Here is a 2250-nt window from a genome sequence, read left to right on the forward strand (position 1 = left end):
ACCCATGTGACGGTTCTGGACCGGCTGCCGCTGACCCCGAACGGGAAGATCGACAAGCGGGCCCTGCCCGCCCCCGCCACCGTCACCACCGGCGGGCGTGCTCCGAGGACCGTGCTGGAGGAGACGCTGCTCGGCCTCCTCGCCCGCACCCTCGACACACCCCCCGGCATCGAACTCACCATCGACGACGACTTTTTCGCCCTCGGCGGCCACTCCCTCCTCGCCGCCCGCCTCACCAACCGGATCGCGGAGGCCCTGGGCGCGCGGCTGACCATCCGGGACGTGTTCGGGCGGCCGACGGTGGCCGGACTCGCGGAGCTGATCTCCGCGCAGGGCGGTGAGCGCACGGCCCTTCCGCCACTCGTACCGGGGGAGGGCGACGGCCGGCTCCCGCAGGCGTCGTTCGGCCAGCGCCGGCTGTGGCTGCTGTCCCAGCTGGACGGCGGAAGCGCGGCGTACAACGTGCCGATGACGGTCCGCGTGGACGACGGCCTGGACGCCGGGGCGCTCGCGTCGGCGCTCAACGCCGTCGTCACCCGGCACGCCCCCCTGCGCACCCTGTACGAGACCGTCGACGGAGAGCCGCGCCAGCGGATCCTTCCCGCCGGGCGGACCCGCGTCCCGGTGGAACGACGCAGGGTGACGCCCGACCGTCTGGACGCCGAGCTGGCGGCAGCCGCGGGGCACGTCTTCGACCTGGCCTCCGACCTCCCGCTGCGCGCACTGCTCCTCGAACTCCCCGACGGGTCGGCGGTGTTGTCGCTGGTGCTGCACCACATCGCCACGGACGGCCTGTCGAACGGGGCCTTCTTCGCGGACCTGAAGCGCGCCTACGGCGGGGCCGACCTGGAACCGCTCGCCGTCCAGTACGCCGACTTCGCCGCCTGGCAGAGGCGGGTCCTCGGTTCACCCGACGACCCGGAGAGCCTCCTCGCCCGCGAACTCGCCCACTGGCGCACCGCCTTGGACGGCCTCCCGGAGGAACACGGCCTGACCCCCGACCGCCCGCGCCCCGCACTCGCCTCCCACCGGGGCGGTCAGGTCGAACTCGACCTGGGACAGGACGTCTTCGCGCGGATCACCGCGCTCGCCCGCCAGGAGGGCTGCACCCCCTTCATGGTCGTGCACGCGGCCCTGGTCGCCGCCCTGACCCGGCTGGGCGCGGGAACGGACCTGGCGATCGGTTCACCGGTGGCCGGCCGGGGTGACGAGGCCCTGGGCGAGCTGGTCGGGTTCTTCGTGAACACGCTCGTGCTCCGCACGAACAGCGCCGGCGACCCCACCTTCCGTGAACTCCTCACCCGGGTGCGTACCGCCGACCTGGATGCCTTCGCCCACCAGGAAGCCCCCTTCGACCTGGTCCTCGAAGCGGTCAACCCGGCCCGTACGCTCGCCCGCCACCCCCTCTTCCAGATCTGCCTCGGCCTCGAAACGGCGGGCGCGCCCCGGCTGGAGCTGCCCGGTGTCCGTACCGGCGCCGTCTCTCTCACGGGCAACGGCGCCGCCAAGTTCGACCTCGAATTCCTGCTCCGCTCCGACGACGGACGCCGCTTGCGCGGCGCGGTCCTCTTCGCCGCCGACCTGTTCGACCCGGAGACGGTACGGCGCATGGCGACCGTCCTCCGCCTCGTCCTCGACCAGGTCCTGACCGACCCGGCCCTCCCTCTCTCCGGCCTCGACGTGCTCACCCGCGCCGAGCGCGACCTGCTCACCGGCCCGTGGTCGGGAACCACCGCCGGCACCGGCGACGCCTCCCTGGTCGCCCGTTTCGAGGAGCGGGTACGGCTCCACCCGGACCGTACGGCTCTGGTGGACGGTGAGCGGCGGATCTCGTACGGGGAACTCAACGCCTCCGCCAACCGGTTGGCGCATCTCCTGCGCGCCCGGGGACTGCGCCCCGGCGGCCTGGCGGGCGTACTCCTCGAACGAGGCGCGGACTTCGCGGTCGCGGTGCTGGCCGTGGTGAAGACGGGAGCGGCGTACACCCTCCTCGATCCCGACTTCCCCGACGAGCGGCTGCGTTCGGCGGCCGTGGACGCCGGGATCGGGCATCTGGTCACAGCGCCGGTGCTCGAAGGGCGTCTCCGAGGCCCCTGGGCCACCCACACCGTCGCACCGCTCGCCGGCCGGCACGCCGACAACCTCGGTGTCGTGGTCGGCCCGGACGATGCGGCGTGTGTGATGTTCACGTCGGGGTCCACGGGGCGGCCGAAGGGGATTTTGTCGTCGCACCGGAATCTGGTGTCGACG

Annotated in this window: 1 protein-coding gene; it reads left to right on the forward strand. The window is 73.2% G+C overall.

Annotated features, from left to right (window positions below):
* A partial coding sequence (locus tag ACFY60_RS29495; RefSeq protein ID WP_388617695.1) for a condensation domain-containing protein occupies positions 1-2250 on the forward strand: 2250 nt, incomplete at both ends.

Source organism: Streptomyces sp. NPDC012827, assembly GCF_042900905.1.
GTDB lineage: Bacteria > Actinomycetota > Actinomycetes > Streptomycetales > Streptomycetaceae > Streptomyces > Streptomyces gulbargensis.